Below are 13,227 nucleotides of genomic sequence, written 5' to 3'. Positions count from 1 at the left end.
CCTCCATTGACAATGCGCATGACAAAACAGCGGGTGGCCGGAAGATCTCCGGTCACCCTCGTCATGTAGAGGGGACCCCCACATGAGAAAGCCTCTCGTCGCCGCACTCTTCGCCCTGGTGATCGCCGGGGCGGGCGCGGCACCCGCGGTCGCGGCACCCGCCGCTCCCGCGGTCAAGGCGGACACGAAGACGGCCGCGTCGCCCACGCTCCAGGCCGTGACCCTCGCCGGGACCGTCGCGCTGAGCAACTGTTCCGGTTCCGTCGTCCGCTTCCCGAACTCCCTGGACACCGCCCCCGCGCTGGTGCTCACCAACGGCCACTGCCTGGAGAGCGGCTTCCCGGAGCCCGGCGAGGTGATCGTCAACCGGGCGTCCAGCCGCACCTTCGGCCTGCTCAACTCCGCCGGCACCCGCGTCGCCACCCTGCGCGCGAACAAGATCGCCTACGCGACGATGACCGACACGGACGCCACGATCTACCAGCTCACCACCACCTACGCGGCGATCAGGAACTCGTACGGCATCAGCGCCCTGACCGTCCAGGACACGCACCCCACCGCCGGCACCGCGATCACCGTCGCCTCCGGATACTGGAAGCGCCTCTACAGCTGCAGCATCGACGGGTTCGTGCACACCATGAGGGAGGGCGACTGGACCTGGAAGGACTCCGTCCGCTACACCTCCGCCTGCAACACCATCGGCGGCACCTCGGGCTCGCCGGTCGTCGACCAGACCACCGGCAAGGTCGTCGCCGTCAACAACACCGGCAACGAGGACGGCGAGAGCTGCACGGTGAACAACCCCTGCGAGGTCGACGCGAGCGGCAACGTCACCGTCCGCCAGGGCATCAACTACGCCCAGGAGACGTACCGCTTCCCGGCCTGCTTCACGACCGGCAACCAGCTCAGCCTGAGCGCGAGCGGCTGCGTCCTGCCCAAGCCGTAGGCGTCCGGGGGATCAGGGAGTCCGCCGCACCGCCCGCCCCGCCAGTACGTCCGTGCGCCGGCCGTCCTCGATGACGAAACGGCCGTCGACCAGGACGTACGGGATGCCCGTCGGCAGCACCCGGGGACTGTCGAAGGTCGAGCCCGCCGCGACCGTCGCCGGGTCGAACAGCACGAGGTCCGCCCGGTAACCCTCGCGGACCAGCCCGCGGTCCGGCAGTCGCAGCCGGGCCGCCGGGCGTGCGGTGAGGTGGGCGACGCACTCCTCCAGGGACAGCACTCCCAACTCCCGGACGTACCGGCCCAGATAGTGCGGGAAGGTGCCGTACGCGCGCGGGTGCGGCTTGGCGCCCTGGAGGATGCCGTCCGAGCCGCCGGTGTGCACCGGGTGCCGCATGATCGCCCACACGTTCTCCTCGTGGCCGACGTGCTGGAGGATCGTCGAGCCGAGCCGGTCGTCGAGGAGGAGCCGGCGGGCGGTGACCCAGGGGGCCTCGCCGCGCCGATCGGCCGACTCCTGGACGGTACGGCCGACGTGGTCGTTCAGGCCGGGATCCGTCACTCCGGAGATCTCGATCGTGTCCCACTCCACGGGCACGCCGTGACAGCCGTCCGCGCCGACGACCTCCAGGTCGTGCCGGATACGCCCCGCGGTCTCCTCGTCCGTCAGCCGCTTCAGGACCTCCTCCGGGCCGCCCTCGCTCGCCCAGCTCGGCAGCAGCGCGGCCAGCGTGGTGGAGCCCGGCGTGTAGGGGTACGTGTCGAGGCTGATGTCGGCCCCGGCGGCGAGCGCGTCGTCCAGGAGGGACAGCAGCTCGGGCGCGCGGCCCTTGTTCACGCCGAAGTTCATGGTGGCGTGGGCGAGATGGAGCGGGCAGCGGGCCTCCCGGGTGAGGGCCACCATCTCCTCGTACGCCCGCAGGGCCCCGGCCCCGTACGAGCGGTGGTGCGGGCAGTAGTAGCCGCCGTACGACGCCACCACCCGGCACAGCTCCGTCAGCTCGGCGTCCTTGGCGTACATGCCGGGGGTGTACGTGAGGCCCGACGACATGCCGACCGCCCCCTGCTCCATCCCCTCCGCCACCAGCCGCCGCATCCGCTCCAGCTCCCGGGGCGTCGCCTCGCGGTCCTCCCAGCCGACGGCGAGCGCGCGGACCGTGCCCTGGGGCACGAGGTACGCCGCGTTCACGGCGATGCCCCGCCCCTCGAAGCCGACGTCGAGCCGGTCGAGGTACTCGCCGACCGACCGCCAGCCGAAGTCGACGTCGTCGCCGTCACCGTTCCAGCCGGTGATCGCGCGGCGGACCTCGGCGAGCGTGCGGTCGTCGACCGGCGCGTACGACAGCCCGTCCTGGCCCAGGACTTCGAGGGTGACGCCCTGCGCGGCCTTGGCGCTGTGGTCGGGGTCGCGCAGCAGGGCGAGGTCGCTGTGGGCGTGCATGTCGATGAAGCCGGGGGAGAGGGCGAGGCCCTCGGCGTCCAGCTCGCGGCGCGCCTTGGGGCGTTGACAGCCCGCCGCCGCGGCCTCCTGGACGATCGACACGATCCGGCCCTTGTCGACCACCACATCGGCACGGTACGAGGGGCCGCCGGAGCCGTCCACGACGTCCGCGTCCCGGATGACGAGCTCTTCCACGCCGGACCTCCTAGAAGAACGTACGGATGTAGTCGACGACCGTGCCGTCCGCCTCCGCGACCGGGATCAGCGGCCACTTGTCGAAGGACGTGCACGGGTGGGACAGCCCGAGGCCCAGCCAGTCGCCGACCTCGAGGTCCGCCTCCGGGGCCGTCCGAAGCCAGGCGTGCTGGTCGGACAGGGCCGTCACCTCGATGCCGGTGGCCGGACGCTCGACGCCGTCCCGGCGGACCACCTGGGCGAAGGGCAGATCGAGGTCGTACGCCGCGTCCCGCTTGCCCGCGTTCACGAAGGCCTGCTCGGCACAGGGTCGCGACACCACCTGCGTCCAGAGCCGGAAGGCGGGCTCCAGGGCGCCCTCCTCGGGGACCCGGTTGAAGGGGGTGATCTTGCGGTAGTGGCCGTCGTCGTGCGAGACGTAGGCGCCCGAGCGCAGCAACTTCAGCACGGGGGCGGAGAGCTCGGGAATCTCCGCGAAGACATCGGCGACCGCGTCGAACCAGGCGCTGCCGCCCGCGCTGACGACGATCTCGCCGGCGCGCGGGAACCGCCCGGCCTCGTCGAAGTCGACGGCGAGCGCCACCAGCCGCCGCAGCCACGCGTGCACCCGCTCCGGTGTGGCCTGCGGGACCTCGCCCTCGTAACCTGCGACGCCGACGAGGCGCAGGGTCCGCGTCGCCGCCACGGCGTCCGCGACCGCCACGCACTCCGCCTCCGTACGGACCCCGGTGCGGGCGTCCTCGCCGGCGGCGAGTTCGACGACCACGTCCAGCGGGCGTGAGGCCCCCCGCAGCGCCGCGTCCATCAGGCGCACCCCGCGTACGGAGTCGACGTAACAGACGAAACGGAAGCCGTCGTCGGCGTCGAGCCGGGCGGAGATCCAGCGCAGGGCGGCCGGGTCGACCAGCTCGTTGGCGAGGAAGACCCGTTGGACGCCGAACGCCCGGGCCACCCGCACCTGGTGCGGCACCGCGAGCGTGATGCCCCACGCCCCGTGCTCGATCTGGCGCTGGAAGAGCTGAGGGGCCATCGAGGTCTTGCCGTGCGGGGCGAAGGCGAGGCCGTGCCGGGTCGCGTACGTCTCCATGAGCCCGAGGTTGTGCGCCAGGCGCTCGGCGGAGAGAGCCAGTACGGGAGTCGCGAAGCCGTCGGTGAAGAGGTTGCGGCGCTGGGCGGCCAGCTCGCCCACGGTGAGACCGTCGGCGTCCGGGGGGAGGCCCTTGAAACGGTGGTCGACGCGTTCCGTTGCCAGGCGGGCGAGCGCTTCGCTGGCCATGGAGCCTCCCTGATCAGGTGCGTTGCGAAGGCGTTGCGTACAATGCAACGCTCATTGCGTATATCGCTTACCGCTGTCTAACATCTCCGCCAACGCCGGGTCAACGGAGCCGCCGCCCGCGAACGAGGTTCAGGAGCTACGACGATCGTGACCATCAGCGGACCCTGCAATGCCCCCGACGTCGTGGACGTCGTCGCGCTCGGCGAGTCCATGGTCACCTTCCTGCCCTCCCAGCCGGGCCGCCTCGCCGACGTCCCCTCCTTCGACCGGGCCATCGGCGGCGCCGAGTCCAACCTCGCGTGCGCGCTGGCGGCCGCGGGACACACCGTGCGATGGGTCAGCCGGGTCGGCGCGGACGCCTTCGGCAACCACCTGACCGACACCATCGGGGAGTACGGCGTCGACGTCTCCGCCGTGCACCGGGACCCGGCCCGGCCGACCGGCATCTACTTCCGCACCGCGGGGGACCGGTCCACCGACGCCCACGAAGTGGCGTACTACCGGGCGGGATCGGCGGCCTCCGCGATGACCGTGGACAACGTGGACCCGGTCGCGGTGCGGGCGGGCCGGATCCTGCACCTGTCGGGGATCACGGCGGCCCTGTCCGAAGGCTGCCTGGCGCTGCTGCGCGAGCTGACCACCCGACGGCCCGGCCGCCCGCCGGTCTCCTTCGACGTCAACCACCGCGCCGGCCTGTGGCAGGACACCGACGGGCCGCAGGTCCTGCTGGAACTGGCCCGCGGCGCCGACATCGTGTTCGTGGGGGAGGACGAGGCGGAGGAGGCATGGGGGGTCACGGGCGGACCGGAGGCGATCCGGGAGGCGCTGCAGGAGCCGGGGGTGCTTGTGGTCAAACAGGGGGCTCGGGGAGCGACGCTGTTCCGCCATCCCGCGGGCAGTCGTGCCGCTGGGGCGATGGGGGTCCCCCCGCTCGAGCGAAGCCGAGAGTGGGGGAGGGCGGGCGCGGACGGCACCCCGCAAGCGCCGGGCTGCGCACCCCACCCCCCAGCGGCAACCCCGAGTGTCGAACAGCCATCCACCTTCGTCCCCGCCCTCAACGTCGACGTGGTCGCACCCACCGGCGCCGGTGACGCCTTCGCCGCCGGGTTCCTCTCCGCCACCCTGCGCGGACTGCCCCTGAGCGTCCGCCTGAGGCACGGCCACCTGTGGGCCGCCGCCACCCTCACCGCCCCCGGCGACCTCGCCCCGCCCCCCACCCGCGACCACGCCGACCGCCTGGCGGCCCTCGACGACGACGCGTGGGGGAGACTTCGACTCGGCCCCGGCTGGACACAGGCCGCACAGCGGGCCGAGGAGGAGGTACGTACGCCATGAGCCAGACCGTCGACCGCGCGCTGAACATCCTGCCGCTGCTCGCCGAGGGCCCCGCCGACCTGGGGCAGGTCGCCGACCGCCTCGGAGTGCACAAGTCCACCGCCCTGCGCCTCCTCCGCACCCTGCACGAGCACGGCATGGTCTACCGCCAGTCCGACCAGCGCTACCGCCTCGGCGCCCGCCTCATCGCGCTCGCCCAGGAAGCCATGGAGAACCTGGACATCCGCGAGATCGCCCACCCCCACCTGGTACGCCTCAACGAACAGTGCGGACACACCGTCCACCTCGCCGTCCACGAGGACGACGAGGTCCTCTACATCGACAAGGTGGAGAGCCGGTACCCGGTGCGGATGTACTCGCGGATCGGCAAGCCCGTCGCCATCACCGTCGCCGCCGTGGCGAAGCTCCTCCTCGCCGACCGGCCCGAACCCGAGCGCCGGGCCCTCGCCGACAAGCTCGACTACCCCATGTACACAGCCCGTTCGACCCCCAACGCCCCCGCCTTCCTGCGGGAGTTGGACAAGGTCCGCGAACAGGGCTGGGCCACCGACCTCGGTGGCCACGAGGAGTCCATCAACTGCGTCGCCGCGCCGATCCGCGGCGCCGACGGCCGGGTCGTCGCCGCGATGTCGGTCTCCGCGCCGAACGTCGTCGTCACCGCCGACGAACTCCTCACCCTGCTGCCGCTGGTCCGCCGTACCGCGGACGCGATCAGCGGCGAGTACTCCGGCAGAGCCCCCGTCAAGGAAGTCACCTCATGACCGAGAAGACCGCGCTCACCCCGAAGACCCACACCACCCCGCCCGCGAAGTTCTCCCACGGCGTGCGCAAGGGCAACATCCTCCAGGTCGCCGGCCAGGTCGGCTTCCTGCCCGCCGAGGAGGGCAAGCCGCCCACGCCCGCCGGTCCGACCCTGCGCGAGCAGACCCTCCAGACCCTCGCCAACGTCAAGGCGATCCTGGAGGAGGGCGGCGCGAGCTGGGACGACGTGATGATGATCCGCGTCTATCTGACGGACGTGGACCACTTCGCCGAGATGAACGCCATCTACAACACCTACTTCGAGGAGCAGGCCCTCACCGCTCCGCCCGCGGCCCGCACGACGGTCTACGTCGGCCTTCCCGCCGGGCTCCTCGTCGAGATCGACGCACTCGCCGTCCTGGGCTGAGCCCGGCTGACGCTCCCTCAACTCCCGCACGCCGTACACGGCACGGCGCCCGACGACTCGACGGGCGCCGTGCCGCGATCACCCCTGCCCGAAAGCAGTATGTACTTACCCAGAGGACCCCCCATGTCCCATCCGCTCGCCGCGGCCCCCACCCCCGAAGCCCCACCCCACACCGGAGGCCTGCTCCTCCTCATGGACGGCACGGCGGGTCTGCTGACCGTCGCCGCCCTCGGCATCGGCCTCCTGCTGTTCCTGATCATCAAGGTCCGCATCCAGCCCTTCGTCGCCCTCCTGGCCGTCTCCATAGCCGTCGGCCTGCTCGCGGGGCTGTCCGTCACCGAACTCTTCGGCACGGTCCAACGGTCGGACGCCGTCTCGACCATCGAGTCCGGCATGGGCGGCATCCTCGGCCACGTCGCGATCATCATCGGCCTCGGTACCATGCTCGGCGCGATCCTCGAAGTCAGCGGCGGTGCGGAGGTGTTGGCGTCCCGTCTCCTGAACCTCTTCGGCGAGCGGCGCGCGCCGCTCGCCATGGGCCTGACCGGCCTGATCTTCGGCATCCCGGTCTTCTTCGACGTCGGCATCTTCGTCCTCGCGCCGATCGTGTACGCGGCGGCGAAACGCTCCGGCAAGTCGATCCTGCTCTACTGCCTGCCGCTGCTCGCGGGCCTGTCGATGACCCACGCCTTCCTGCCGCCCCACCCCGGCCCGGTCGCGGCCGCCGGGCTCCTCCACGTCGACCTCGGCTGGGTCATCCTGATGGGCATCGTCTGCGGCATCCCGGCCGTGCCGGCCGCCTGGGCGTACTCGGCGTGGATCGGCCGCCGCATCTTCGTCGCCGTACCGCAGGACATGGTGGAGGCGGCGGCGGAAGCCAAGCTCGCCGTCGTCAACGAGCAGCGCGCGTCGGGGGTGGAGCCGCAGGAGACGCCGGTACCGCTGGGCACGGTCCTCGGCATCATCGGTACGCCGCTGGTGCTGATCCTCGCGGCCACCTTCTCGTCGGTCGCCCTGGACCCCTCCACCGGCCGCTCGGTGATCGAGTTCTTCGGCAGCCCGTTCGTGGCCCTGACGATCGCCCTGCTCCTCGCGTACTACCTGCTCGGCATCCGCCGCGGCTGGTCCCGCAAGTCCCTGGAGACGGTGTCCACGGCGTCGTTGAAGCCCGTCGGCAACATCCTGCTGGTCGTCGGCGCGGGCGGCATCTTCGGCGCCGTCCTCAAGGCCAGCGGCGTCGCCCAGGCGCTCTCCGACACCTTCAACGACGTCGGCCTCCCGGTGATCGCACTCTCCTACCTGATCTCCGTGGTCCTGCGCGTCGCCCAGGGCTCGGCGACGGTCGCCATCGTCACCACGGCCGGCATCGTGGCCCCCCTGCTCGCCGAGGGCGACCACTCCCAGGCCTTCGTCGCCCTGGTCATCATGGCCATCTCGGCCGGCTCGATCTTCGCCTCGCACGTCAACGACGGCGGCTTCTGGATGGTGGCGAAGTACTTCGGCATCAGCGAGCGGGACACCCTCAGGACGTGGACCGTACTGGAGACGGTTCTGTCGGTCGCGGGGTTCCTGGTGGCGGCGGTGCTGAGCGTGTTCGTGTAGGCGTCTGATAACGAAATCGGGGGCTGGCTGTGTCCGACACAGGATCGTCGACCATACTGCCCGCTGTGGAGCAGCGCATAGGTTCGAGCAGCCAGCCCCTGGAAGGCGCCGGATTCGACCCGGCATTCATCCCCGGGCTCACCTCACCCGCGTCCGGCGAGCCGGCGGATGCCGATCCGGCGGACGCCAGGTCGGCGGACGCCGAGGAGGCCGTGGAGACGGAGGAAGCCGCCCCCGAGGGGACCGCGGACGTCGACGAGCCGGACGGGCCCGAGGCGTCCGAGGAGTCCGGGACGTCCGAGGAGTCCGAAGAGGCCGGGGAGGTCCCCGACGGCCCCGTCTTCGAGGCCTCCGACCGCCGCGCGAAGATCGTCGCGGACCACCGGGGCGTCCGCCTGGCCCTCGACGACCAGAGTTGCGAGTTCCGCTGGGACGAGATCGGCGCGGTCGAGACGGAGTCCCCCCGCTTCGGCAAGCGGTTCACCATCACGGTCCACACCCCTGACCGCCGCTGGTACCCGATCGAGATCGAGGCGACGGCCAGGAGCCGGTTCACCGAGTGGGAGTCACAGTTGGACGCTGTGCTGGACGCCTACTTCGACGAAGACGCGTCTGAAATGGCGTAGGTGCGCGGGGAACCGCGTACCTAGGGCCTGTCCGGCGGATCATGCCGCAGACGCGGGGCGTGGCACGCCGATCTGCGGCGTTGTCGTCGGTTGCCGACTCCCCCGCTCTCGACCTCGCTCGAGCGGGGGGACCCCCATCGCGTCGACGCCCTCCTCCGCCTTGCAGCTCGACGCACCACGCCCCGCTCACCTGCGTCGATGAGGCGCCGCGCATTTCCTGCGACTTGATCCGCCGGACGGACCCTAGCCGCAGTACTGCGTCTCCTTGCCGATGGACCGGTACATGCAGTCCGAGTTCTCCAGCAACTGCAGGACCGCGTCCCGGTTCCGCGCGGTCTCCCGCTCGATCACCTCGTCGGGCGGGTAGAACCCGCCTCCCGAACTGGACCCGGGATACATCTCGAACGTGTACCCGAAGATCTTCTGGTTGCCCCACAGCCAGTCGTCGATCGACCCGTCGGTGATGTACAGGTCGCTGGACTGCTCGGGCGTGTAGCCGTTGCTCGCGGCCATCTTCTGCCCGACGGCCGCGAAGGCGTTCCGGTCGTCGGCCGTCATCCCGGTGGTCGTGTTCGCGGTGGTGTACCCGAAGGGCCACAGCACCAGTTCGCTGTACGTGTGGAAGTCGATGCCCGCCTTGATCTGCTGGACCCCGCCGACCACCCGGCTGCGCACGAAGTCGGCGACGACCTTGACCTCGGGCGCCGACTCGGCGGCGGTGCCCCGGTACGTGTCGGAGGACGGCGACCCCGAGGACCCGCCGCAGCAGCCCCAACGGTAGTTCCAGTTCCGGTTCATGTCCGTACCGACGTACGAGGAACCGCTGTTGGGCTGCCGGTTCTTGCGCCACGACCGGTACGACCCGCTCGCGATGTCGTACTCGCCGCCGTCCGGGTTGAGGTCGGGCACGATCCAGATCTCGCGGTTGTTCACCACGTTGGTGATCCGGGAGTCGGAGCCGTAGCCCGCCCCGAGCTCGCGGATCAGGTAGAGCGCCATCTCCACGGTCAGGTGCTCGCGCGCGTGCTGGTGGTGGGTGAACAGCACCTCGGGCTCGGACTCGTCCGTCGCCACGTTGTCGCTGATCTTGATGGCGACGATGTCCCGGCCCTGGTACGACTTCCCGATCACGCGCCTGCTCATGATGTTCGGGTAGGCCGAGAGGCGCGTGGTGATCTCCGCGTTCATCTCGGTGTAGTTGTGGTAGCGCGAGTCGGCCGAGGGGAAGTCGAGGAGCCGTACGTCGTCCTCGCCGTTCGACCGGTCCGGCACCGCGCCCATCGGCGTGACGTCGTAGCCGAGTCGCTTCAGCTTCTTGACCTGGTCCGCGCGGCCCGAGATGAAGACCGAGTGGTCGTCGGCGTCGTCCACGGTCACGCCGGAGCGCTGAAGGTCCGTACGGGACTTGGCGTCGGAGTGCAGGTGCACCTCGTACTGGCGGATGTCGTCGGCCGACGGGGCCGCCTTCCGGGCGCTGTCGGCGTTCGCGGAGAGCGGGGCCGCGAGGGCGAGAGCCATCAGGGAGGCGACGGCGGCGACGGCGGCGCGCCGTCTGCCGGGGCGGGCGCCCGAGCCTCGTATGCGAAGTCGCATGAAGTCTCCTAGTTTCTCCAGGATTCCGGGATCTCCGGAAGTGGGGAGTGGAGCGGGGGTGGTTCAGCGACGAACTGGTGCGGGTGTGCCGCTCATCGTCCGCGCATGGCATGAGCAGGTCAAGACCGGATAAAGACGCGATGGCGGGAACTGTTCGACCCGAAGGTGCTGATGCGTGAAGGCATGAAGGCGTGAAGGCGTGAAGGCGCGGAGGCGTGAAGGCGTGAAGGCGCGGAGGCGCGGAGGCGCGGAGGCGCGGAGGCGCGGAGGCGCGGAGGCGCGGAGGCGCGGAGACGCGGAGACGCGAAAGGCCGTGCAGTGTACGCGGGTTGCAGCCTCGCGGGGCGGTCCCCCGTGAAGTGCACCCGGGGGTGTGACCGCCGCGTGCATATATGCCGGGCTTCGGGACAAGGTGAGGCGTCACCGAACCCCCAGAGGACTGGCTGATCATGGGCGGATCAGCGCCACGACGGGACTGTCACCTGCCGGTCGAGACGACCAGCTTCGTCGACCGGCGCCGTGAACAGACCGACGGCCGCGAGCTGTTGGCCCGAGCACGCCTGGTCACGCTGACCGGACCCGGCGGTGTCGGCAAGACCCGCCTCGCCACCCGCATCGCGGCCCGCGTCGAGCGCGCCTTCCCGGACGGTGTGCGCTTCGTGCACCTGGCCGGCCTCGACGACCCCGCGCTCGTCCCGCTCGCCGCCGCCGACGCCCTCGGCCTGCACGACTACTCCGCCCGGCCACCACTGAACGCGCTCGTCGAACACGTACGGGACCGGCGCCTCCTCCTCGTCGTCGACAACTGCGAGCACCTCCTGCAAGCCTGCGCCGAGCTCGCCGCCGCCCTCCTGCGCGGCACCACCGGCGTCCGCGTCCTCGCCACCAGCCGGCACCGCCTCGGCCTCACCGAGGAACATCTGCTGGACGTACGGCCGTTGCCCGTCCCCGACCCCGACGGCGACCTCTCCGCCGCCGTCGGCTACCCGGCCCTCGCCCTCTTCGCCGACCGCGCCGCCGCCGTCGCCCCCGGCTTCCGGCTCACCGCCGGCAACCGGGCCGCCGTGGCCCGACTGTGCCGCCGCCTCGACGGCCTCCCGCTCGCCATCGAACTCGCCGCCGTCCGCATGCGCGTCCTCAGCGTCGAACAGCTCCTGGAACGCCTCGACGACCGCTACCGCCTGCTGTCCGCCGGCAGCCCCGCCGCCCTGCCCCGCCACCGGACCCTGCGCGCGGCGATCGACTGGAGCCACGAACTGTGCACCGAGCGCGAGCAGTTGGTGTGGGCCCGGCTGTCCGTCTGCGCCGGCGGCTTCGACCTGGAGACGGCCGAGGTGGTCTGCGCCGACGGCGAGCGGATCAGGTCGTACGACATCCTCGAAGCGGTCGCGGGCCTTGTCGACAAGTCCGTCCTGTGCCGCGAGCCCGGCCCGGACGGCGTGCGCTACCGCCTCCTGGACACCCTGCGCCACTACGGCCTGGACAACCTACGGCAGTCGGCCGGTGAGGAGGAGCCCGCCACCCGCCGCCGTCACCGGGACCGCATGCAGGCCATCGCCGCCGCCTGCGAACGGGCCTGGTTCGGCCCCGGCCAACGGGAGATCGTCGCCCGCCTCCGGGCCGACCAGGACAATCTGCGGGCGGCGCTCGACCACAGCCTCACGGCGCCGGGGGAGGAACTCGCCGGACTGCGCCTCGCCGGCACCCTCTGGTTCTACTGGCACGCCTGCGGCGCCCCTCGCGAGGGCCGCTACTGGCTCGACCGCGCCCTCGACGCCAACCCCGAGCCCACCCAGGAACGGGCCCGTGGCCTGTGGGTCGCCGGACTGCTCGCCGGGTGCCCCGAAGACCTCACCCAGGGCCTGCGCAGAGCCGAGGAGGCCCACGCCCTCGCGCGCGGGCTGGACGACGCCGCCGAGGCCGCCCACGCCGACTACGTCATCGGCGTCATCCGGCTCTTCAGCGACGACCTCCCCGCCGCCCTGGCCCACTTCGAGGCCGGCGTCGCCCGCGGCCGCGTCGACGGCCAGCACCTCAGCCTCGTCGGCCTGGACCAGGTCGAACTCGCCTGCGCCCTCGGCTTCCTGGGCCAGGCCGACCGGGCGGTCGAGATCTGTCACCGGGCCCTTCGCCTCTGCGAGGAACACGGCGAGGAATGGGTGCGCTCCTACGTCCTGCGGATGCTCGCCCTCGCCCACACCGTCAAGCAGGACTGGCCACGCGCCGAACGGCACGCCCGGGAGGCCCTTCGCCTCAAACTCGCCGTCCACGACGTCATCGGCATCGCCCTCACCCTCGACCTGGCCGCCCTCATCGCCACGCGGGGCGGCGCCCACGAACGCGCGGCCGTCCTCCTCGGCGGCGCCGACCGCGTCTGGACCGCCGTCGACCGCGACCGCTGGGGCGCCCAGACCCTGATCACCACCCGCCTCGACAGCGAACGCCGTGCCCTCGAAGCGGTCGGCCGGTCCTCCTTCCGGCAGGCCTACGACCGCGGCGCCGGCCTCGACCTCGCCGAGATCGTCGGCTACGCCCTCCAGGAACCCGGCCTCCCCCAACACTCACCCACCGCACCCCCGTCGACCGGCGGCCCCGAAATCCGCCTCACCCGCCGCGAGGCCCAGGTCGCCGAACTCGTCGCCGAAGGACTCGCCAACCAGCAGATCGCCGACCGCCTGGTGATCGCCCGCCGCACCGCCGAAGGCCATGTGGAACGCATCCTCAGCAAACTCGGCTTCAACAACCGCAGCCAGATCGCCACCTGGGTCACAGCCCAACGCTGACACCCCATGCCATCACCGCAGCCGAGGGCACCCACCAGCGCCGAACCGCGCCCCCCACATCACCGCACCCACGGGCAGTCGTGCCGCTGGGCCGCGCCACCCCCCACGTCACCGCAGCCCCATGCCGCCGGTCCGCCGGTCCGCGCCCCCACGTCGCCGCAGCCGCGGGCAGTCGTGCCGCTGGGCCGCGCCACCCCCCACGTCACCGCAGCCCCATGCCGCCGGTCCGCCGGTCCGCGCCCCCACGTCGCCGCAGCCGCGGG

General features: G+C 71.7%; 10 protein-coding genes. 7 read left to right on the top strand and 3 right to left on the bottom strand.

What is annotated here, in order from left to right:
* The first annotated feature begins 82 nt into the window (after positions 1–82).
* Positions 83–946, top strand: coding sequence for a serine protease (locus KUM49_RS36650; RefSeq protein ID WP_217241288.1), 864 nt, complete (start codon positions 83–85; stop codon positions 944–946).
* Positions 947–958: 12 nt separating this feature from the next.
* Here KUM49_RS36650 and KUM49_RS36645 read toward each other — a convergent pair whose 3' ends face one another.
* Complete coding sequence (locus tag KUM49_RS36645) at positions 959–2,581, bottom strand: amidohydrolase family protein (protein WP_217241287.1); 1,623 nt, start codon at positions 2,579–2,581, stop codon at positions 959–961.
* A gap of 10 nt (positions 2,582–2,591) precedes the next feature.
* On the bottom strand, positions 2,592–3,857 hold the full coding sequence (locus KUM49_RS36640; protein WP_217241286.1) for an amino acid deaminase: 1,266 nt from the start codon (positions 3,855–3,857) through the stop codon (positions 2,592–2,594).
* A gap of 147 nt (positions 3,858–4,004) precedes the next feature.
* On the opposite strand from KUM49_RS36640, the gene KUM49_RS36635 reads away from it, so the two are divergent.
* From KUM49_RS36635 to KUM49_RS36615, 5 genes are all read left to right on the top strand, one after another.
* Complete coding sequence (locus KUM49_RS36635; protein WP_217241285.1) at positions 4,005–5,192, top strand: sugar kinase; 1,188 nt, start codon at positions 4,005–4,007, stop codon at positions 5,190–5,192.
* Entirely contained in the window at positions 5,189–5,953 is a 765-nt protein-coding gene (locus KUM49_RS36630; RefSeq protein ID WP_217241284.1) for an IclR family transcriptional regulator, read from the top strand. The genes KUM49_RS36635 and KUM49_RS36630 overlap by 4 nt, the downstream gene beginning before the upstream one ends.
* Positions 5,950–6,360, top strand: a complete 411-nt coding sequence (locus KUM49_RS36625) for a RidA family protein (protein WP_217241283.1) — start codon at positions 5,950–5,952, stop codon at positions 6,358–6,360. The genes KUM49_RS36630 and KUM49_RS36625 overlap by 4 nt, the downstream gene beginning before the upstream one ends.
* A 123-nt stretch (positions 6,361–6,483) precedes the next feature.
* Positions 6,484–7,962, top strand: a complete 1,479-nt coding sequence (locus tag KUM49_RS36620) for a GntP family permease (RefSeq protein ID WP_217241282.1) — start codon at positions 6,484–6,486, stop codon at positions 7,960–7,962.
* A gap of 65 nt (positions 7,963–8,027) precedes the next feature.
* On the top strand, positions 8,028–8,588 hold the full coding sequence (locus KUM49_RS36615; protein WP_217241281.1) for a hypothetical protein: 561 nt from the start codon (positions 8,028–8,030) through the stop codon (positions 8,586–8,588).
* Between the two features lie 243 nt (positions 8,589–8,831).
* Here the strand turns inward: KUM49_RS36615 and KUM49_RS36610 are convergent, their stop codons facing one another.
* Entirely contained in the window at positions 8,832–10,181 is a 1,350-nt protein-coding gene (locus KUM49_RS36610; RefSeq protein ID WP_217241280.1) for a M14 family metallopeptidase, read from the bottom strand.
* A gap of 449 nt (positions 10,182–10,630) precedes the next feature.
* Between KUM49_RS36610 and KUM49_RS36605 the strand changes: the two genes are divergently transcribed.
* Positions 10,631–12,964: a LuxR C-terminal-related transcriptional regulator gene (locus tag KUM49_RS36605; RefSeq protein ID WP_217241279.1), complete on the top strand. Its 2,334-nt coding sequence runs from the start codon at positions 10,631–10,633 to the stop codon at positions 12,962–12,964.
* Positions 12,965–13,227 lie beyond the last annotated feature (263 nt).

This window comes from Streptomyces sp. AC555_RSS877 (assembly GCF_019049245.1).
Taxonomy (GTDB): domain Bacteria; phylum Actinomycetota; class Actinomycetes; order Streptomycetales; family Streptomycetaceae; genus Streptomyces.
Note: the sequence above shows the minus strand (reverse complement) of the source record. Positions and strands in the feature narration are given on the sequence as shown.

Coding starts and splice junctions, on each gene's coding strand:
- KUM49_RS36650 (WP_217241288.1), top strand. CDS start 83: ATGAGAAAGCCTCTCGTCGCCGCACTCTTCGCCCTGGTGATCGCCGGG.
- KUM49_RS36640 (WP_217241286.1), bottom strand. CDS start 3,857: ATGGCCAGCGAAGCGCTCGCCCGCCTGGCAACGGAACGCGTCGACCAC.
- KUM49_RS36630 (WP_217241284.1), top strand. CDS start 5,189: ATGAGCCAGACCGTCGACCGCGCGCTGAACATCCTGCCGCTGCTCGCC.
- KUM49_RS36625 (WP_217241283.1), top strand. CDS start 5,950: ATGACCGAGAAGACCGCGCTCACCCCGAAGACCCACACCACCCCGCCC.
- KUM49_RS36620 (WP_217241282.1), top strand. CDS start 6,484: ATGTCCCATCCGCTCGCCGCGGCCCCCACCCCCGAAGCCCCACCCCAC.
- KUM49_RS36610 (WP_217241280.1), bottom strand. CDS start 10,181: ATGCGACTTCGCATACGAGGCTCGGGCGCCCGCCCCGGCAGACGGCGC.
- KUM49_RS36605 (WP_217241279.1), top strand. CDS start 10,631: ATGGGCGGATCAGCGCCACGACGGGACTGTCACCTGCCGGTCGAGACG.